Genomic DNA, 20,833 nt, shown 5'->3' on the forward strand with positions numbered 1-20,833 from the left:
TAAGTTGTAAGTTGTCATTAGCTCATAGAGCTAAAGCAGCAGAGAACATAAATTGCAAACCATAAAAAAAAAAACAAGTTATAAAATGCAAAACGCAAAACTTGAAACTTAAAACCCTAAAACTTAAAACCCAAACCCTAAAAAAATCTCCCCACCTATTCACAAACGAACTAGGTGGGGAGATTAATACTTACTTACGCAAGTGGATGTGAATCCTTAATTGTCACTGAAATTTCACGTCCATTTGGAGCCGCATAGCTAACAGTATCACCAGTATGAGCACCCATAATAGCCGCTCCAATTGGAGATTCCGGGCTAATAACGTCATAATCTGTAGCTACAGCAATATCGCGAGAACCAAGAACATAAGTCATTTCTCGACCTGCTAGCTCAAGAGTAACCAAAGAACCATTGCCAACAGTGCCATCCTTCGGAGCTTCAAGAATCTTCGCATTACGAAGCTTCACAATAAGCTCATTAATGCGACCTTCATTCTTTCCTTGCTCCTCGCGAGCAGCCTGATAACCACCATTTTCAGACAAATCGCCTTCAGCACGAGCTGCAGCAATACGCTCAGTGATTTCTTCTCGATACTCACCTTCACGATGCGCTAACTCTTCTTTTAGTTTGTCATACGCTTCCTGCGTAAGTAAAATAGTTTTTTCTTCAGCCATTGCTACCTCCTTATACAACAATCTCTAAAAATAAAAACTATGCGCGCGTAAATAAAATTCACGCTCTTCTATCAACGAGTTGAAATAATATCAACAACAAATACCAAAGTGTCTCCGCCGCCAATACCGGCTTGAGGTATGCCACGAGAGCCATAACCATACTCTGGAGGAATAGAAATCAACAAACGAGATCCAACATTATGACCTGGAACAGTGCGATCCCAGCCCTGAATCACTTGACCGACACCAATACCGAAACTAGCTGGAGTATGACGAGCAAAGCTTGAATCAAATGGCTTTTCGCTACCCCAAACCACACCATGATAATTCACAGTTACAGTGTCACCGGCACGAACTACAGGACCATTACCTTCAACTAATTCAACAACTTTAAGACCTGCTGGCGGTTCAGATTCAGGGAACGTCACCGTTGGCGTAGTGCCAAATTCTGCAATCACTTCTGGCATATCTTGTGCCATATTTCCTCCTTTACAAACTCCAAACAGTATAATCTGAACAGTATAACATCTACACAGACAGCTTTTAACCATCCTGCATTACTAAAGCAGCGCATTTTAAATAGTACATTTAAGTAAATGCACATTCGAATAAATGCAGTTTAGACTAACACTTCCTAGATTAACCTGTCCTAGATTAGCACTGAAACGTTACGTATGTACATGAAATATACGCATTGTGTATAACTTAGCAAAAATTAATCTCAAAATATCAGCGAATTAATGCAAAATATTAGCAAATTAGCACTCAACAACGTTTACAGCTAGCCCGCCTTTTGAGGTTTCGCGATATTTAGACATCATGTCATGACCAGTTTCTTTCATAGTCTTAATCGCTTTGTCAAGGCTTACCATGTGCGAGCCATCTCCAAGCATTGCCATTCGAACGGCATTAATTGCAGTATTTGCAGCCATAGCATTGCGTTCAATACAAGGAATTTGTACCAAACCGCCTACAGGATCGCAAGTTAATCCCAAATGGTGTTCTATACCGATTTCTGCAGCATTTTCAACCTGTTCCGGGGTTCCTCCCAACACTTCGCACAATCCTGCAGCAGCCATTGAACAGGCAGAACCAACCTCTCCTTGACAACCAACTTCAGCTCCAGAAATTGAAGCATTTCGCTTAAATAAGTAACCAACAGCACCTGCAGCAAGCAAGAATCGCACAACTCCGTCTTCATCAGCAGAATCAACAAATCGCCAATAATACTGCAATACTGCAGGAATAATTCCTGCAGAACCATTCGTTGGAGCAGTAACAATACGCCCACCACCAGCATTCTCTTCACTAACAGCGAGCGCAAAAAGATTAACCCACGCAGAATCTGAACTTTCTAAAGCAGCATCCGAACGACGACGATTGTTGCGAAGCATGTCTGAATTTGCAGCTAAGCGCTCATACATGTGAGGAGCTCTACGAGGCACATCAAGACCTCCTGGCAAAATCGGTTGCTTTGAGTTGCATCCGTTTTCTACACATTTACTCATAACTTTCCAAACATGCAGCAAATAGTTGCGCACGTAGTCGGCATCACCTTCATGCAATGCAAGCTCGTTTTGCCACACAACATCGCTTATTGACATATGCTTTTCTCGGCAAATATTTATAAGCTCGTCGCATGAAGTAAAAGGATAAGGTACAGTGGAATCTTTTGTTTGATTTGAGGAGTTTGCAGCATTATCGCTACTATTTCCGTTATTACTTTCGTTATTATTTCCGTTATTACTTTCGTTATTATTCTCGTTCTTACTTTCGTTATTACTTTCGCTATTATTCTCGCTTACACCATTCTTATTGGCATTATTTTCATCTTGCTCAGTAACACGCTCATGCAAGCCAACCATTGCATCATCTGCACACCCTTGACGAATAAATCCGCCGCCAATTGAATACCAAACTTGCTCATCGATTTTATTTCCGTCAGAATCAGTTGCAACAAAACGCATTCCATTAGGATGAACAACCATTCGCATCCATTTTTCAAAAATTACGTCCTTATCGTAATCAAAAGCAATAGTATGTTCACCTGCGAGCGTTAAAGTGCCAGTTTTTTTGCATTCCTGACGAATAGTAAGCATATGATCAGTGTCTACATTATCTGGAAGATTTCCTTCAAGACCTGCAACGCAAGCACGATCAGTACCATGACCAAGACCTGTCAAAGACAACGATCCGTAAAGAGTCACACTTACATGTGCAACGTTTGCAAGACTACCACTTTTTTTAAGCGATGAAACAAACGAGCATGCAGCTCGCATAGGACCTACTGTATGTGAAGAACTAGGACCAACTCCAACTGAAAACATCTCTAAAATACTAAACACGTATCTATTGTAAGCATTATTAAGCTCACGTCGACACACTAATTACATGAGAAATATGTTAGATTGTTCACTTCTTACTTTGTTTAGATAACAAGTTTGCTAAACTCACACACGCAAACCATAAGATTACAGCTAACACAACAGCTATAAGCATTACCGTAAACGCACTTCCTGCAGTCGGCACGTGAATTTCGAAGAACTTTGCAGTAAACGGTATAAAAGCTCCAGCAACTCCAGCTGCAGCAAATAGCGCAACCATAATTCCTCTCCACGAGCACAAAGGCTTGGCGACGCTTGCAAGCACGAGTATGCCGAGAACAAATACGATTACGGAACAAATACTGCGAGTAGTTGCCAAAGCTTGCACGTTTGAAACAATAAAACGAGATGCTATCAAATTATTTGCAACAACATCGTCAAGATTTAATCCCAAAACTCGCGGAGCTATAACAGCAGTAGCGAGCACAGAAGCAGCTATAGCAAATCCGCTAGGAACAGCAAAACGAACAACTCGCTTCAAGAATCCTGGAATATATCGACGAGTATTAGGCGCCAGAGCGAGCAAAAATGCTGGAATACCAATAGTTAAAGAACCAATATAAGTAATGTGACGAGGCAAATACGGGAAGTGCAACGCTAGAAGCACAACTCCTGCAGAAATAAGCGCAGAATAAACAGTTTTTACAAGGAACAAGCCAGCCACACGTTCCATATTTGCCATCACTTGTCTACCGCGAGCAACAACATCAGGCAAATGCGAGAATCGTGAATCGACAAGAACCACTTGGGCTACAGCTTTTGCAGCAGGAGCAGCATTGCCCATAGCAACGCCCAAATCAGCTTCTTTAAGAGCCAAAGTATCGTTCACGCCGTCACCAGTCATAGCGACCACATGACCTTGAGTGTGAAGCGCCTGAACAATCGCTTTCTTTTGATGAGGAAGCACACGTCCAAGCACATCCACATTTTCAAGCACTTTAGCCAATTCGTTAATATCTTCTGGCAGTTTTCTAGCGTCCATTGCAACAGGCTTGCGATCTCCTGTTAAGCCAACTTTTGCAGCAACAGCCGCAACAGTTCTAGGATTATCTCCTGAAATTACTCGGCAGCGCACACCCTGCTCACGGAACCACGAAAGAGTTTTACGAGCGTCTTCACGAATACGCTCAGAGCAGCGAACTAAAGCAACAGGCTGAGCATTTGCGCAAATAGTGGGAGAATCGCCAAAAGTTTTATCTGTTTCTGTTACGCTACTTAAGCTGCTACTATCGACGCTACTTACAGTACTACTTTCGCTACTTACTTTTGCAAGAAGCAGCACGCGCTCGCCTTGCTCAGCATAAGAATTAACTTTCGCTAAAAGTTCATTAGAATTTGCATAATTAATCGCACTTAGCAACACTTCCGGAGCACCCATATACCAAGTTGCACGCTCTCCACTACTTTGCACATATTGCACAGCGCTCCATTTTCTAGCAGACGAGAATGGAAGACGATTAGATACATGCGCGCTAGCTGCAACTCCTTGAGCATCAAGCCCTTGCATAATTGCAACGCCTGTTGCGTTAGGATTTTCTTCATTAGATAAATCAAATAAAGCTTGATTAGTTTGCAAGCTGGTCTGTAAAGATATTTCTACACTACTATTATCTAGATTTTCTATACCAACGAATGCAATACCACCATCGGTTATAGTGCCAGTTTTGTCTAGGTTCAAGCAGTCTACGCGCGCTAAAGTTTCTACAGATTCCAACTCCTGAACTAACGTTTGCTTACGCGCAAGTCGCATAGCAGCCACCGCAAAATTAAGCGAAGTAAGAAGAACCAATCCTTCTGGAATCATGCCAACAACGCCTGCAACAGCAGAGACAACAGCTCCCCTCCAAGCACCAGTCTGCCAAGCTTCAACAAATCCGCCGACCTTATGCATTTGCGACCACACAAGCAGCACACACAAAGGCACCACAACCATCGTCATATACTTCAAAATCGTATTAATTCCACGACTTAAGTCGGAAATTGTTTTGGTATAAACCTTCGCTTGCGCAGCCAATTTTGCAGCATAACTGTGCTCACCTACGGCAGTAACACGCGTTAAAGCCATTCCAGAAACTGCAGTAGATCCGGAATAAACGTCGTCACCTTGGGCTTTTCGAACTGTAGCAGATTCGCCTGTGAGCATGGACTCGTCCATTTCCAATCCCCACGATTCCAGCACTTCTACGTCTGCTGGAACCTGCTCGCCGGCTCTGAGCCACAAAACATCCCCAAGCACAATATCTTTGTGCGCAATCTCAATATTTTCTCCGCCTCTACGCACCATTGCGCGAGCGGCAATCAATATAGAAAGCCTATCCAAAGTGCGCTTTGCTTTTAACTCAGTCACAATGCCAATTCCAGTGTTTACCAGAATTACTACACCAAAAACAGCATCCTTCCACGAACCCGTGGCAAGCACGACAACCATTGCTGTGAAAATAATCGCGTTAAACAATGTAAACACGTTCGCGCGCACAATATCCATTAAAGAACGAGAAGTCTGCTTAGAAGTAATATTCACATCTCCGCGAGAAACTGCCTCCGCAACCTCTTCGTCACTCAAACCAGAAATTTCTACTTTAGGAAGCACCGCAATAGCGTTATTTTTGCTGCTTTCTGTAGACGCTATTGCATTTTGTTCGTTATTTGTCATTTATAATCACTTCCCTGCTGTGTGGCGTATTGTCAATTATTGCTCGAACGATGCTTAGCAAAGACGAACGCTCAAATTTTGATCCCTTGCTTTTATTGTTTAAAGATTCGCTATTTTTTGATAAATAAGATTCATGAATATTTTTTCCAATTCCACTCCCATCGCTATCAAAATACAAAGTAGCTGCGTATAAAGTTGCGTCTTTTGGGGCTTTTACAGGATTTATTAACGCAACTGGCACTCCAGCGTAACGCGCGTATTGCAGCGCAGAAATCCATGCTTTGCTTTCGTTTTGTTTATTGCGAGTGCTGTTATTAAGCTTGTTATTCCCTTTTATATTAAGTTGATTATTAGCATTATGCAGGTCGTCAACGCCTGTTACGTCGAGCGCGTCTATAAGTATTAATGAAACAGGTTGCTCGCTTGCAGCGCGAATAGCTTGCTGAGCAGCTTCGTTAGGATTAGCAACATTGGATAGCGGCACATAAGAGGCACTCAATTTTGACGTTTTACAATGCTTCATAACTTCGTCATCAAGCGCAGCTAATTTTGAACCAATTACAAGTAGATGAATATCGTCAATATCCACACCGTCGTGAATTATGTCTCCAACGCGACCAGTATTCCCCACAGCTTTACCCTGCGGCTCGCAAGCACTCAACGCACCCAGCGCTAAAGCAGTTACGACAGTAGTCGCAAAAATGGTAATAGCGCGTTTAGAAAACATAAGACTTTTATACCACACCTTCAACATAAGTGGTGGTTTTGGGGTATTTCATGCAATTCTACAAATTGTAATACATTAACACATTGACACCACATATAACACCACTTATACTTTTATAAAACTTTTAAAAATCAGCATAATATGAAATCAAATATGACTAAAACAAATAAAGCTAGCAAAAATATCACTCATAAAAACAACGCCAAAACACTAACAAATAAAACACTCAGCTACTACATGTCACTACCGTATAAGCTGGAAATTGTGAAAGATCCGGATGAAGGTGGATTTGTGTCCTACTACCCTGATTTGCCCGGATGCATAAGTTCAGGAGACTCCGAACAAGAAGCAACAGCAAATGCGCAAGACGCTAAGCACGCTTGGATTGAAGCAGCACTTGAAAGCAAAATCAACATAAAAGAGCCGTCTCGCACTGAATTAAATGACTATTCCGGACAATTCAAGTTACGTCTTCCTAAAGAATTACACAGGCAGTTGGCTGAGCAATCTCAAGCCGAAGGCATAAGCATGAACCAGGATTGCGTGTATCTTCTTTCGCAAAATAACGCTATTGAACGCGTGCTTGAGCGAGCGTAGAAAATAAATACTCCATATTATTTATTAGCAATTACTTACAAATTAAAGATTTGCTGGCGATTTATCTGCAATCACTTGCAATCATCCGCAATTACTTGCAGCGCAACTTCAATACCTCGAAGCATATCAGCTAAACTCATAGAACTCGTACTCGGCTTATCAAGAACTTGCTCAGGCAAATACGGAACGTGAATAAAACCGCTCTTAATCGGCAATTTCCTAGTCTGGCAATAATAACAAACACTGTAAAGTACGTCATTGCACACGTACGCGCCCGCAGAAAAAGACACAGACGCCGGCAATTTCGCCTTATTCAAAGCCTCAACTATATTCACAACTGGCAAAGTCGCTTTATACGCCACGTCACCATCCTGCTCAACAGGCTCATACCAAGGCTTATACCCACTATTATCTGGTATGCGAGCAGCTCTACAGTTAATTCCAACATACTCAACGTTAAAACAAGCAGAACCACCAAATTGTCCTAATGAAAGCACAGCATCCGGCTGAACTTCCTCTATTTTCTCAATAACTTTTCGCGCGCCCTTGTTAAATTCCGTAGGAATCTGCAAACGAACAAGTTCCACACCCTCAGGCGCATGCACTGATTGTGCAATCTCCCACGACGGATTTATAGACTCATTATTAAACGGCGTAAAACCAGTAATCAAAATACGCATCACAATACCCCTTCACACGAATATCACTTTATTAAAACATTAAAACGCATCACAAAAAACTGTACATATGTGAATGCTACTGTATACAAACTTCAGGATTCTACTATGTAATTCATGTTCGCGAAAAGATTAGTGATAGTCAGATTGTGAAATAACCACACAACTCCCCCCACAACACGCACAAAATCAAAATTGGTAAGACTCGCATTCGTGTAATAGTATTATGCATTGGATGTGCATTCGCGCCGCAGCGTGAATTAAACAAAGCAGTTGAAGCACATACAATAATTTCAACAGAATTTAGCGAAATTAAATTAACTGAATTAAATTAATTTCAGCAGAATTCAACAGAAATAAACAAAATTAAAACTAGATTCAACGACGAAAAGAGATTACCGATGACGAAGATCATTCAGATTGGCGCAAATCACGCCGGCACTGCCTGCGCTAACACCATTTTGAGCTACCCAGGAAACGAGCTTACCATTTACGATCAGAATAGTAATATTTCCTTCCTTGGTTGCGGCATGGCTTTGTGGATTGGCAAGCAAATTCAAAGCAGCGACGGACTGTTCTATCAGAAGCCAGAAGATTTCGTTAAAAAAGGCGCTAAGGTAAATCTTGAAAGTAAAGTTTTAGACATTGATTACGCAAAGAAAGAAGTAACAGTCGAGCTTAAAGACGGCACTGTTATTCACGATTCTTACGACAAGCTGGTTCTTGCTACCGGCAGCCTTCCAAACAAGCCTCGCATTAAGGGCATCGACTTGGAAAACGTGCAAATGGTAAAGCTTTTCCAGAACGCTCAAACTGTTATCGCTAAGCTTCAAGAGCGCGATTTCCGTAACGTCGTGGTTCTTGGCGGAGGCTACATTGGCGTGGAACTCGCAGAAGCTTTTAAGCGCCTTGGCAAGAACGTAACTCTTATTGACATGGAAGACCATATTCTTAACGGCTACTTTGACCCAGAGTTTTCCGATAATTTGAAGCAAATTATGGAAGATAAAGGCATTAAGTTTGAACTTGGTCAAACTGTTGAAGAAATTGTTGGAGACACTGAAGTCAAGGCTGTTAAAACAAGCAAAGGCACTTACGATGCAGACATGGTGATTTGCGCTATTGGCTTCCACCCAAACGTTGCGCTCGGAAAAGATCACTTAAAGCAGTATGCTAACGGCGCTTTCCTCGTTGACAAGAAGCAGCAAACTTCCGATCCAGACGTGTACGCAATCGGCGACTGCGCTACAATCTACGACAACGCTCGAGACCGCGTAAACTACATTGCGCTCGCTACTAACGCAGTTCGAAGCGGCTTGATTGCAGGCCACAACGTTTGCGGAACTCCTGTAGAAACCGAGGGCGTGCAAGGCTCTAGCGCAATGATGATCTACGATTACAAGCTTGTTTGCACCGGCTTGAGCTTAACTGCCGCTCAAAAAGAGGGCATGGATGTTGATTACGTTGATTTTGAGGATACTCAAAAGCCTGCGTTTATGGAAGTTGAGAATCCAAAGGTGAAGATTCGCATCGTTTACAAGAAGGATACGAAGGTTATTGTTGGTTGCCAATTGGCTTCTAACTACGATATGTCTGCCGCAATTCACCTGTTCTCGCTGGCTATTCAGAAGAAAGTCACAATTAAGGAACTTGCTTTGTGCGACATCTTCTTCATGCCTCACTTCAACCAGCCATACAACTACATTACGATGGCTGCTTACACTGCTTTGTTGAAGGGATGATTAATATCTGTAATCTTTGATGATTAATCTCTGCGATTAGCTTCTGCTATTAGCTTAAATCGCATTTATTAAACCAAGCAATCTGTTCTATAATGGAGCAGTTGCTTGGTTTTTTAATCATCCGCGCACAAAAGCGCGCACACGACGCGCATATTAGCGTAAGACATGCAGATTAAAACAAAGGAGTCTAGGATGAAGCAGCTTTCTATTAAACCAACTATTCATAAGTTCGAGCAGGCACGCGACTTTGCGCAAGAATTCAAGCTCGGCAAGGGTGATTTGGTTATTACAAACCAATACATTTGGGAGCCTTATTTTGGTGATTTGAATCTTGATTGCGACGTTATTTTCCAAGAGAAATACGGCAAGGGTGAGCCGAGCGATGCAATGGTTGATGCAATCGTTAGCGACATTCACACAACTCCAAAGCGCGTGATTGGCATTGGTGGCGGCACTGTTTTGGATATTTCGAAGGTTTGTGCGTTGAAACAAACTAGCCCGCTTGAAGACTTGGTCGACGGCAAAATTCCTGCACAAAAAGGCGCTGATCTTATTCTTGTGCCAACTACTTGCGGAACCGGTTCTGAAGTTACGAACGTTGCCGTGTTCTCGCTTACTAAGCGCAATACCAAGAAAGGTTTGGCAAACGATGCTTGCTACGCTACGGACGCGGTTCTTATTCCGGAATTGTTAAAGAGCCTACCGGATTACGTTTTTGCAACCAGCTCTATTGACGCTCTTACACATTCGATTGAGTCCGCACTTTCTCCTATTGCAACAGAGCTTACAAAAATGTTTAGCTACAAGGCTTGCGGACTTATTTTGCAAAGTTATATGCGAGTTGTAAAGGAAGGCAGCAGTACAAAAAGTCAAGTTGTAAGCGATTTGGTTTCGGCAAGTCTTTACGCTGGCATTGCGTTTGGTAATGCTGGCTGCGGTTGCGTTCACGCGATGGCTTATCCGCTTGGCGGCACTTTCCACGTGGCTCACGGCGAGACGAATGCTGCGCTTCTTACAAGCGTTTTGCGATACTATGCTAAGCACGACGCAAACGAGAATAACACAGAAAACACTGAGCTTTCTAAGCTTTTCGGCTTCATGGCAAATATTCTTGAATGCCAAAAAGCGGACGTATTAGACAAGCTTGACGAAGTGCTTAACACGATTCTTCCTAAGCACAAGCTTCACGAGTATGGCATGACCGAGGATATGATTCAAAGTTGGGCTTCAAGCGTTGTTAAAGAGCAGCAGCGACTTTTGAAGAACTCCTATATGCATATGAACGAATCTGCAATTGCCGAAGTCTACGCATCTACTTTCTAAAAACAAATTTCTAGCAAACTTACTTTCTGGAATTTGTTGACTTTAATTACGTTTTACTAGTTTTTCAGAGTAAAACAAAAGCAAAATAACAAAAGACCCCACAAATAAATGTGGGGTCTTTATTTTATTTGTAGCAACTATTGCAACTATTCATAATTGAACAATAACTATCCAATAGCTATTCAATAACTTTAAGACTAAACAAACGAGGCTCGCCTAAAGGCAATCCAGTATCCGAAGGGAAAACTCCATCGTTTACTGTAAAGCTTATATACACTTTCTTATTAACGTACTTCTCCATGATTTGTTTAGCCTGACTGCCATCATCAATCGCCATCATGGTTGCATCGCTAGGATGAGGCGGATTACCCATATCGCCGCCGTGATGCAAAGTAACGCTGGTTTTATTATCCAGAATAAGAATCATGAAAGTTTGATTAGTATCTGATCCAGGATTAGGATCTTGAATATTTTGCGCTTCAAGAACCTGGTTGTACGACAAAACCTTCACAGTTCCGGAAACTACTTGCCTTCCGCTTGCTTTTTCAACTTTAATCTTGCTGTCTAAAGATTCGCCACTAGCGGATCTCTTAGAATCAGCTTTCTTACTTGCATTCTCGCCAGACTTCTTAGAATCCTTATCTTCTGAATTAGAGTCGCCGCCTTTATTGCTTACGGTTTTCTTATAAGTATTATCTTCAGTTTTTGCCAAATTATCGAGAAGCGTAGTGTCATCTGTACTGACAAAATTAATATTTTTTGTATTCTGTTTAGGAAGATCAGTGATTATTCCAGACCAGTATTTTTCTTTTTTAAGAGGATTACTATCAGCAATATTCATAGTAACCTTGTAAGCCTCAGTATCCCCTGTTCCAGAAGACCACTCAACATAGCTTAATGAATTGCTGTCTGCGTATTGCGATAACGAAGCCCTAAAACCGCCAATATCTCCAACGCCATCGCAAATTAAATCATTTGAAGAAACAACGTCACTGTAATCTTTATTTGCAGCAAAAACCTTCGAACGTGACACATATTTATAATTTTTCCGAAGAATAAGCTCCGGAATATCCCTATCGCTCATATTGACTAACGCGTAAGAATACTTACTTTTGCTAGTATCAATTTCTGAATCAGCTTCATTAAAGTTATATTTATCAGCGTTTGCTAAAACTTTTTTATATAAAGCTGCTACTTTTGCATTAATAACATTAACTTTTTTTGCACTATTAACAGCTTCTGTATTTGCGCCATTTTGATTTGAGCATCCTGAACATAATGGCATAAAAAGAAACAGCGAAAGTGCTAAAGCAATAAATTTTTTTAGCTTCACCGCAATTCCATTAGGCATAACTACCCCTTCTCAAACTTTAACTAATTGTAAGCAAGCAAGTTAAATATTCTAATACTACGTTGTAATGTTTGGAAACTGCATAAATTTAGGCTACTTAAATATAAAAAGCCTGCGCAAAAGCTATTCACTCTTACGCAGGTTAGTATTAGATAAACGACGCTTACGCCTCAAGCGTTATCACAGGATGCAAATCAAACATCGTTACAGTACGCTTCATGCGCGCAACGATGCTTGTTATAGCAATCGCAATCACGCCGAAAAGCACAAGCATTTCAATGCCGAAAACTATTTCGCCACTGTTCTTTCCAGCCATTGCTTGACGCAACCCCATAATCGAGTACGTCATTGGCAAATATGGGTGAACAGCTCTAAAGAATGCCGGCGTCATTTGAACTGGGAATGTTCCTGCAGAGCTTGTGATTTGCAACATAAGCAGCACAATTGCAACTATTCGCCCTGGTATGTGGAACACCACCATAATCATTTGCATTATTGCCATAAACATTATGGATGCAATAATTCCAAGACCGTAGAACGCAAGAACGTTGTCAATTTGCAACTTTAACACAACGTGCACTACGCCCATAAGAATTACAGCTTGTACAACGCCCATAATCACAAACGGCGTTAAGCTAATAAGCGCACTCTTAAGCGGATTCATGCCATTTAGTATCGCTCGCCTATCCATAACTCTCAAAACAAAGGTTGCCATAAGAGCACCGACCCAAAGTCCGATGGAAATAAAGTAAGGAGCGAAACCTGTTCCGTAATTTTCAACGTGAGAATACTCGTGTTCTTCCAAGGAAACCGGCGCGCTCATCATCTTACTTTTTTGCACGATATTGTTGATTTTTCCAGACTTTTGAGAATTCTTAAGCCCGTCATGCAACTTTTTTGCGCCTTCAACCAGCTTTGGAGTATTATCCGATAGCTTCTTAGCTCCGGAATTAAGCTGATCAGAACCGTTCACTATTTTCGCTGAACCTTGTGCAGCTGCATTCACACCATTATTTAGTTTCTCGCTACCGTTACTTACTTGAGCCAAACCTTCAGCAAGACTATTCGCTCCAGCAGCAAGCTTATTTGAGCCAGTATTAACAGCTTCAACACCTTGAGATATTGCGTCAGCTCCGCCCTTTATTTGCAAACTTCCAGCAGAAAGCTTGTCTGCTCCAGCGCTTAAAGCAGAAAGATTTGTTTCTAGAAGATCAGAATTCTCACTTAATCCTCCAGCTAAACCTTGCAAACTAGCGAGCACGTCTTCCTTAGTAACTCTAGGATCTTGCGCTTTCATAAGAAGACCCATAATTTGTGCTTTTGTTTCAGCATTTCCAGCCTTAACGCGTTCCTCTAATTCACTACTAGAAGCAGAAAGCTTTTGCGCACCATCGTAAAATTCGCTTGTTGCTGCCGATAGTTTTTGAGTTCCTTTGCTTAATTGTTGAGCTCCGTTTGCTAAATCTTGCGTTTTTTGAGCAAGATATTGCGCCCCTGCTTTACTTCGAGTATTTGCTTTAGAAAGAGTATTCGCTCCTTTTTGAAGCTCACTTAATCCGCCTTGAAGTTTTCGCAAAGATTGTGAAAGTTGACTAGATCCATCTGCAAGCTTATTTACTCCATTTTGCAAAGATTTTGAGCCTTCATGCAAAGCACCAGCACCATTTACTGCGTCACCAAGAGAATCAGAAGCAGAATTAACTTTCGCAAACATGTTCTCCCAATACTCTTGAGCAATCGCCTCGCTGATTTCGCTACGCATAGTATGGAAAGCAGTTTTACCAATTTGCGAAGCCAGCATATTACTTGCCTGATCGTACTTTACGTGAAGTTTTGCTTTAGTAGGAGTTTCATATTGCGCAGAAGCAATGCACTTACTGAAGGAAGCTGGAATGGTTGCTACCATAAAATAGTTGCCATTTTTAAGCCCCTTATTCGCTTCAGCACTATTTACAAAATTCCATTGGAATCCCTCACTACCATCTTTTTGATTCTTTAAGCGAGTTTTGATTTCGTTTCCAATGTTACGCATTTTGCCGTTAATCACAGCACCATTGTCTTCAACAACAACAGCTACAGGAACAGTATTCAAAGTCTTATAAGGATTAGTAAATGCCCACAAATAAAGCGATCCGTATAAAAGTGGAATCAAAGCTACGGTTCCAATAACAAGCTTTCGAGCTTTTCCTTTCAACGTATTGTTAAGCTCTCGAAATGCAAGAGAAAGAGTATTAACGCGCATTGTTTTCACCACCATTTGCTTCACTTATACCAAGCTGTGAATCAATATGAGAATTTTCTGATTCCCCATGATTTGGGCTTAGTCTTAAGACTTGATCAGCTTGCTTTTCTAACTCACTTTGCAAAACTCCAACAAGGCAAGAGCAGTAATTTTTACTAACATACGCGCGAATATCGGAAAATAGGTATTCGCTTTGCTCGCTAGTAAGCTCCGTTTCAATTCCATCAACAAATAGCAGCCACGGCTTTTTTAACAAAGCAAGCGCAATTGCCAAACGCATGCGCTCGCACGGAGTCAACTCTCCTATTGCTGTTTCGTGAGGAGAAAATACTTTCCATTGAGCTAACACGTTGTAAGCGTACTGCTGTAAAGCTTCACGGTTTTTAACATCATTTTTGTATTGCTTCAAAAATAGAGGCGAGCGCGCTGCTAGTTTCAACTCGCTCATAAGAACTTCTTCTATTGTTTGCGTTTTATAAAATTCGTTAATTCCGCTAAATAATCCCAAACCAACGTATTGTCGAGATTCTTGGAAATCATTAGGAAGAGTTACGTCCGCAATAGTAAGAATTCCATTAGTGAATTTCATATAACCAGATAATGCAAGCAGCAAAGCTGATTTTCCAGAACCATGTTCGCCTGAAATTGCAACGATTTGATGAGGTGCAACTTTTAGCGACACATCCCAAAATGGCGATCTTCTAAATCTTTTTAACCCTAATTCTTTAGCTTCTAAAAACGTTTGTTCCTCTTGCATAATTTGTATGTTTGACGCTTATTGCTTAGACACAACGCAGTATCTAAATTTTGCTTAGAGCGCCAGGCATTCCTCCTTACTCTAAATAACCAATTTTCAATTTTTAATTTTGTTGTTTGTGTTTGTTGTTTATTTTTAGATTTTCGCAATTAGCAAAACAATTTTTACTTTTCACATTGCTTTATCGCTATTTTTAGCGATAAACTCACGTTGCAATGCTGCATAAAACGGTGCAAAACCGGACATTTGGTGATTATTCTTAATTCTTCACCACTGATACCTTAGGGTACTCTTTTGGGTAAACAATTGTTAAGCTACTTCAATCTTTCTGTTGAATTGTTTATATTTCATCTTTAATTAAGAAACATGTTGTAAACACTTCCATGCTATATTGTCCTTAATTACTAAATGTAAGAAATACATATGTGAGAATACATATGCAAAAATACAAGCGTAAGCAATACGAAATAAAACGTATTGCTTCAAACAATATATTAAAATTCAAGCATTTAAAGGGGTGAACGGCATGCTAGGTTTGCAAATTTTAAATATTATATTTAATCCGGTTATTGTGTCGGTTGTAGTGCTATGCGCGCTTAGTCTTGCAAAACTTAATGTTTTGCTATCAATGATAGTAGCTTGCATTGCAGGTGGCATTGCTGGTCATCTTCCTCTTTTCGGTGACGGAAATCACACAATTATGGCTTTGCTTTGCGACGGTTTCTCCACCAACGCACAAACCGCTCTCGCTTACATTTTGCTTGGAACTTTTGCGGAAGCAATTACTGCAACAGGCTTAGCTCAAATTATTTCTAAAAAAATTAGCTCAATTATTGGCATGAAAAAGTACGCTCTACTTGCGGTACTAACTATTATTGCATGCATGTCTCAAAATATTGTGCCGGTTCATATTGCTTATATTCCTATTCTTATTCCGCCTATTTTGAGAGTTATGAATAAGATGAAGCTTGACCGTCGAGCTGCAGCATGCTGCACTGCTTTTGGTCTTGAAGTTCCGTATATTGCTATTCCATTTGGCTTTGGTCTTATTTTCCAAACTGTTATTGCTACAAATCTTTCTAAAAATGGCATGAAGGTTAGTGTTGCAGACGTTAGTGCTGTGAACTGGTATTTAGGTCTTGCGATGTTTGCATCACTACTTTTTGCAGTGTTTGTGCTCTACAGGAAACCTCGCGAATACAAAACTACAGAAACTGACACTCGTGCCGCCGACGCCGTTGTCGGACCTCTTAATTTACGCCATTATGTGACTATTCTCGCAATTATTGTTGTTGTAGTAGTGCAAGTTATTAGTAAGGATCTTTCGCTTTCGTCTATTGCAGGTCTTGCAACTATGATTATTTTTGGAGCAATAAAGTGGAATGACATTGACAATCAGCTTACTGGCGGCGTAAAACTCATGGGTCTTATTGCGTTTGTGATGCTCATTGCGGGCGGATATGCTAACGTGATCCAAGCGACAGGCGGAGTTGAGGAGCTTGTAAACTTTGGTGTAGCTTCTATGGGACAAAACAAACTTGTTGCTGCATTTGTTATTACGCTTATTGGTTTGCTTGTGACTATGGGCATTGGTACTTCGTTTGGCACGGTTCCTATTCTTGCGGTTTTGTTCGTGCCACTGTGCCAGAGCATTGGTTTCAGCACTCCTGCAACGATTCTTCTTATGTCTTCTGCTGCAGCTCTTGGCGACGCAGGCTCCCCTGCTTCCGATACCACACTTGGACCTACTTCCGGCTTAAACGCAGACGGTCAGCACAGTCATATTTGGGATACTTGCGTTCCAACATTCCTTATTTTCAATATTCCGCTTATGGCTGCCGGCATTGTAATATCACAGTTTATTTAGCAGATTATTTTGGCAAACACAGCAAGTAAAAACGCAACTAGCGAATAACACAAATGACTAATAAACGCCAGTCGAGTTGAATAAACTCCCTGGCGTTTATTTTTAACCACCAATCAACCAATCGCAAAGTAGCTAATCGCTGCAAATTCGCAACGATTGGCCACTATCGCACGTCTCCCGATGATTTAATAAAAGCCATTCAAATAATAAAATAACTTAAGCTACAACCTCATTATGAAAGAACATCAAAAGAAATTCATATCTTGCATTATTTCTTCCCAAGAAAGACTTTTAGCCCAAGGTGCTTTCCTTTGGTAATCCTTCCACTTTATTCTCATCACTTCACTATCTTTAATCCTATCGAAAATTTCATTCACGTTACTCAGTAAATAAAGGGTGTTTCTCGTTTGAGAAGTAGCGTAAAAAGCTTTAGCAATCTCTTCTTTCTTAAAGACATTATCTCCTTGAGACACTCTAAGAGCATGCAAATCATAAAAATCTCGCATTCTCGTGTTAAATTCTTCCCTCACAAGAATTGTTTGCAACTTTTCTGCTAAAATCGTTGCAATTGGATAAGTCAATAAAGAGATAGATTCTGAGAACATTAAAGGCAATTCTGCTTCCATAGCAGATGGAGTAATAGCATGTCCAGTTGAAATATCGATTTTAACAGGAGTTTTTGTACCATCAAAATCTGCAATTAGGCTAGCTCGAACCCCTGGATAGTCAGATTCTTGCATAATAGAATCAAGCGTTTGTAGCGTAAATTTAACACCATCATCGATATTGATAGATATTACATCTGATATAAAAATACGCACATCATCTTCACTAAGAGAAATATTTTGCATAGTTGTATCAATATCCATTGTTGTACGAAGATTTACGCCAACAAGATAAGAAATCAGCATTCCACCTTTTAGAACAAAATTGTCTTTATACCGCGAGCGAGAAACACGATCTAAAAAACGCTCCATCATATATACGCGCATTAGCACGCGAGGATCTACACCCTTTTGGAGTGCAACATTCTTTATTTTTGCTTTAAGCTGATTAGCATCCTTCATTCTCATAACAACACCCCCAAATATTGTGAAATCAACTTTGAAATCCTAAATTTTTTAGCGTAATCGCTTAGTATATCAAGTCGCTTATCCTTTCTTTTAACATAAGCTTTTAACGCACCAAATACCACCTGTGCATCTATTTGAGAACGAGAACGCAAAATATCGCAAATTGTGCGCTCTAAATCATAAGAAGGCACAAGATTACCTTCAAGCGACATAAGATTCGTCTTACCAATTCCTAAAAAATCTGGTTTTATATAAAACACCCTAACACCAGTCTTAATTAGACTACTTGCATTATAAGTTGACGGAACAGTCACTGTTAAAGAAGAAGGTTCTCTATCAGTCAAATTATGTAGAAGAAGGGCAGATTCATGTGAAAAAACAGCAACAGATGTGCGCTTTGACAATAAATTCATTTCATCATTCCACAAATTGCTCTTAACGTAAACACCTTTTGATACGCGTTCTAAGCTCTCATCTTTAATAAATCGATAAACACTAGACGGGCTAATTCCAAGTTCTTTGATGACACTATCAATGCTTAAAACTTGCTTTTTCTCTATGTAATTGCACAATTGATCCTTTAACATTTGCCCACCTACTTAATGATACCTTTACGCTGATTTCATATATTATATCAGCATAAACGTATCAAATGCGCAAGCAAATCGTAAAGTGTAAATAGTCAAACCACATTTAACCAATAGCAAAGTAGCCAAACAACGCAATTTTGCACCTAATGGCCACTAGCGCCAAACAGAGACATCGCGCAGTACGCAATCTGCACCAGTGTCTCTACTGAGCTTAAAATTGCTCAGCTCAAACTAAGCGAAAGCCAAGCCCAAGCCTGATCAACATCCTCACATAGACACAGTGTAAAGCGAGTAGAAGTAAGCCTTTTGATTCATAAGCTCCTCAAAGCTTCCGCGCTCAATAAGCTCGCCGCTTTTCATCACAAGAATCTCATCATATTGCTTAAGCGAATTGGCATCCAAGCGGTGAGTTACCACGAGTCGAAGAATTCCTTGCAAATTCAAAATAGACTGCGTTACGTTCGCACTTGTCTCGTTATCTAACGCGCTTGTAGCCTCATCAACCAGCAGAATCTCGGACTTTTTAAGCAGGCTTCGCGCAATAGCAATACGCTGCTTTTCGCCGCCAGAAAGATGACTACCGTTCTCGCCGCACTGATAATCCTTGCCTTTAGCAGCAATCAAATCATCCAAACCAGCCAAGTGAATCACACGATCCACTTCCACATCAGGGAATGGCTTAAAAAGCGTAATATTATCTAAAATCGAAGCATCAAACATAAACACAGACTGCTGCATAAGAGTCGTCTTATCGTAAAGCGAACTCTTGCTCACATCACTAAGCTCGTGATTATCCAGCTTCACACTACCTTCATAATCCTTGTAGTAGCCCATAAGCAGATTAATCAAACTACTCTTACCAGCACCAGAAGGTCCTACTATCGCGTAAGATTTTCCAGTTTGCAAAGTTAGATTTACATTTTTCAAGACTTTATGATCCGCATCATAAGCGTACGAAACATTGCGCAAAACAACGTTTTTAACAGAATCGTCAATGATCTCGCCAGAATCTTCCTTAACGTTACTCATATAATCGGCCATCTTGCTAATCAGCTTCTTAGCGCCCTTCATCTCGCCGAGCATTTGCGGAAGACTTGCAATAGGCTGAAGTACACCATTCATCAAATTGGTGAAAGCTAACACCATTCCAGCAGTAATAACACCAACATGAGCATTAACCATCCAAGCGCCAACAAGCATCACGCCAAGCTGAGTTGCAAGGCTCGAAATCGTTCCAAGAGCAGAAACAGTAGTCATCGTTTTTTCGCGAAGATTCTTCGTATGCTCAAGCTCCATCGACTGATTCTGATAACGGTTAATCACCTCCTGCTCCGCCTTAAAACTCTTAATAACCGAAACTCCATTCAAAACATCCTTCGTCAAAGCTGTGTAAGACTCATTCGACTTAGAAACCTGCTCCTCTCGAGTGGCAATTCCGCTAGCTGTAAGGATCGAGCACGCCATAGGAAGCACGGAAATAATAAGAGCAATAACAGTGAGCAGTGGACTATAGTAAATCATAAGAGCTAGCGAACTTACCAGCATAAGAACGTCTTGAACAAAGTCAAAAATCTTCTTCAAATACTTTTCTTGAATACGCTCGCAATCATTAGTAAGTACAGAAAGATACGTGCCGGAATTCGCGAGCGAAAAATCACTATAACTCTTCTGTAAAAGCTTCTTGATAACAGACTCTTTATACTGATTCATTGCTTTTTCAAGAAAGCGAGGGTACAAACTGCGCTTCAACGCGAAAATCAGGGAGATTGCCAGCATAAAGGAAACGACAAGCAGCAAAATAGTAGTTAAAGAGTAGGATCCTTTACCTGCCATATAGTCGAAAATAATTTGCAAAATCCAAGAAATAGCAGTGTAAATCATAGACAAGGAAATAAAAACTATCATCGAAAGAAAAGCTACAAGCTTGTTTTCTTTGAAAAATAGTTTTACGTAATTTTTTACGTCGGGATGCAGTTTGGATGATTGCTGATTCGCGGACGATTGCTGATTTGCTGTATTGTCAGTTTTGTTCATTCTCGCTACCTCTCACTTCCTTTATAGCTATTTTCGATATTTCTACTATTTCCTATCTAATAGCATTTTCGTAGCTAGCATTTTCGCTTCTGTTTTGCCGATTCGCCCGCTACAAAACGTTGAAAGCTACACTATCATACTT

16 protein-coding genes are annotated in these 20,833 nt (G+C 40.7%); 4 read left to right on the plus strand and 12 right to left on the minus strand.

Annotated elements, in window-relative coordinates; genetic code table 11:
- Positions 1-194: 194 nt before the first annotated feature.
- The 5 genes from HXT29_RS02765 to HXT29_RS02785 all read right to left on the minus strand — a co-directional run bounded on the left by HXT29_RS02765 (position 195) and on the right by HXT29_RS02785 (position 6,438).
- On the minus strand, positions 195-674 hold the full coding sequence (locus tag HXT29_RS02765; protein WP_004107146.1) for a GreA/GreB family elongation factor: 480 nt from the start codon (positions 672-674) through the stop codon (positions 195-197).
- A 71-nt stretch (positions 675-745) separates the two neighbouring features.
- The gene (locus HXT29_RS02770; RefSeq protein ID WP_116971448.1) at positions 746-1,153 is read right to left on the minus strand and encodes an FKBP-type peptidyl-prolyl cis-trans isomerase; all 408 of its coding nucleotides are present in this window, start codon (positions 1,151-1,153) and stop codon (positions 746-748) included.
- A gap of 279 nt (positions 1,154-1,432) precedes the next feature.
- Positions 1,433-3,001 (minus strand): L-serine ammonia-lyase, encoded by a 1,569-nt coding sequence (locus HXT29_RS02775; RefSeq protein ID WP_116442665.1) that lies wholly within the window; start codon positions 2,999-3,001, stop codon positions 1,433-1,435.
- Between the two features lie 85 nt (positions 3,002-3,086).
- On the minus strand, positions 3,087-5,711 hold the full coding sequence (locus HXT29_RS02780) for an HAD-IC family P-type ATPase (protein WP_422118231.1): 2,625 nt from the start codon (positions 5,709-5,711) through the stop codon (positions 3,087-3,089).
- Positions 5,701-6,438: a hypothetical protein gene (locus HXT29_RS02785; protein WP_422118232.1), complete on the minus strand. Its 738-nt coding sequence runs from the start codon at positions 6,436-6,438 to the stop codon at positions 5,701-5,703. Before HXT29_RS02785 ends, HXT29_RS02780 begins: the two co-directional genes overlap by 11 nt.
- Before the next feature lie 153 nt (positions 6,439-6,591).
- On the opposite strand from HXT29_RS02785, the gene HXT29_RS02790 reads away from it, so the two are divergent.
- Positions 6,592-7,035 (plus strand): type II toxin-antitoxin system HicB family antitoxin, encoded by a 444-nt coding sequence (locus HXT29_RS02790; RefSeq protein ID WP_422118233.1) that lies wholly within the window; start codon positions 6,592-6,594, stop codon positions 7,033-7,035.
- 71 nt (positions 7,036-7,106) lie between these two features.
- On the opposite strand, the gene HXT29_RS02795 is transcribed toward HXT29_RS02790, so the two are convergent.
- Entirely contained in the window at positions 7,107-7,715 is a 609-nt protein-coding gene (locus HXT29_RS02795) for a pyroglutamyl-peptidase I (protein ID WP_064340260.1), read from the minus strand.
- A 398-nt stretch (positions 7,716-8,113) separates the two neighbouring features.
- On the opposite strand from HXT29_RS02795, the gene nox reads away from it, so the two are divergent.
- On the plus strand, positions 8,114-9,454 hold the full coding sequence (gene nox, locus HXT29_RS02800) for a H2O-forming NADH oxidase (protein WP_421789354.1): 1,341 nt from the start codon (positions 8,114-8,116) through the stop codon (positions 9,452-9,454).
- Positions 9,455-9,646: 192 nt separating this feature from the next.
- Entirely contained in the window at positions 9,647-10,777 is a 1,131-nt protein-coding gene (locus HXT29_RS02805; protein ID WP_421789352.1) for a 4-hydroxybutyrate dehydrogenase, read from the plus strand.
- A gap of 178 nt (positions 10,778-10,955) precedes the next feature.
- Here the strand turns inward: HXT29_RS02805 and HXT29_RS02810 are convergent, their stop codons facing one another.
- From HXT29_RS02810 to HXT29_RS02820, 3 genes are all read right to left on the minus strand, one after another.
- A complete protein-coding gene (locus tag HXT29_RS02810) occupies positions 10,956-12,128 on the minus strand; it encodes a hypothetical protein (protein WP_421789350.1) in 1,173 nt (390 codons plus the stop codon).
- 163 nt (positions 12,129-12,291) lie between these two features.
- Positions 12,292-14,370, minus strand: coding sequence for a YhgE/Pip family protein (locus HXT29_RS02815; RefSeq protein ID WP_421789348.1), 2,079 nt, complete (start codon positions 14,368-14,370; stop codon positions 12,292-12,294).
- Positions 14,360-15,127: an ATP-binding cassette domain-containing protein gene (locus tag HXT29_RS02820; protein ID WP_004119947.1), complete on the minus strand. Its 768-nt coding sequence runs from the start codon at positions 15,125-15,127 to the stop codon at positions 14,360-14,362. The genes HXT29_RS02815 and HXT29_RS02820 overlap by 11 nt, the downstream gene beginning before the upstream one ends.
- Before the next feature lie 526 nt (positions 15,128-15,653).
- Here HXT29_RS02820 and HXT29_RS02825 point away from each other — a divergent pair.
- Positions 15,654-16,994, plus strand: a complete 1,341-nt coding sequence (locus tag HXT29_RS02825) for a Na+/H+ antiporter family protein (RefSeq protein WP_032842528.1) — start codon at positions 15,654-15,656, stop codon at positions 16,992-16,994.
- Positions 16,995-17,239: 245 nt separating this feature from the next.
- On the opposite strand, the gene HXT29_RS02830 is transcribed toward HXT29_RS02825, so the two are convergent.
- The 3 genes from HXT29_RS02830 to HXT29_RS02840 form a co-directional block, all read right to left on the minus strand.
- A complete protein-coding gene (locus HXT29_RS02830; RefSeq protein WP_422118234.1) occupies positions 17,240-18,067 on the minus strand; it encodes a nucleotidyl transferase AbiEii/AbiGii toxin family protein in 828 nt (275 codons plus the stop codon).
- Positions 18,064-18,654, minus strand: a complete 591-nt coding sequence (locus HXT29_RS02835) for a type IV toxin-antitoxin system AbiEi family antitoxin domain-containing protein (RefSeq protein WP_004119958.1) — start codon at positions 18,652-18,654, stop codon at positions 18,064-18,066. Before HXT29_RS02835 ends, HXT29_RS02830 begins: the two co-directional genes overlap by 4 nt.
- A gap of 270 nt (positions 18,655-18,924) precedes the next feature.
- Positions 18,925-20,691: an ABC transporter ATP-binding protein gene (locus HXT29_RS02840; RefSeq protein ID WP_422118235.1), complete on the minus strand. Its 1,767-nt coding sequence runs from the start codon at positions 20,689-20,691 to the stop codon at positions 18,925-18,927.
- Positions 20,692-20,833 lie beyond the last annotated feature (142 nt).

The sequence above is a fragment of the Gardnerella sp. DNF00550 genome, assembly GCF_049262685.1.
Taxonomy (GTDB): domain Bacteria; phylum Actinomycetota; class Actinomycetes; order Actinomycetales; family Bifidobacteriaceae; genus Bifidobacterium; species Bifidobacterium leopoldii.